Source organism: Bacillus cereus group sp. BfR-BA-01355 (assembly GCF_022663675.1).
Taxonomy (GTDB): domain Bacteria; phylum Bacillota; class Bacilli; order Bacillales; family Bacillaceae_G; genus Bacillus_A; species Bacillus_A thuringiensis_S.
In genome coordinates this window covers 1-240 of record NZ_JAKUFY010000427.1, presented here as the reverse complement: position 1 = coordinate 240, position 240 = coordinate 1, and the positions used below count along the sequence as shown (strand labels likewise).

Sequence of the window (240 nt, the reverse complement as noted above, 5' to 3'; positions counted from 1 at the left end):
AAAAACTAAATACAAAAGTATTTATCGAAATGGCATCAAGAAATTATAAGCAAACGCATGATGTACAACTTTTATTTGAACAAGATAAACTTGAACAAATTAAAAATGAAGAGAAAAAACCAGAAGTAGAAAAACCGGAAGCAGAAAAACCAGAAGTAGAAAAACCGGAAGCAGAAAAACCAGATGAAAATAAAAAACCAGATGCTGAAACAATTAAAGATGGTGAATACAGCATCAATT

General features: G+C 29.6%; 1 protein-coding gene. It reads left to right on the top strand.

The annotated features are described in order from the left end of the window. A partial coding sequence (locus MR167_RS32340) for a hypothetical protein (protein WP_242316299.1) occupies positions 1 to 240 on the top strand: 240 nt, incomplete at both ends.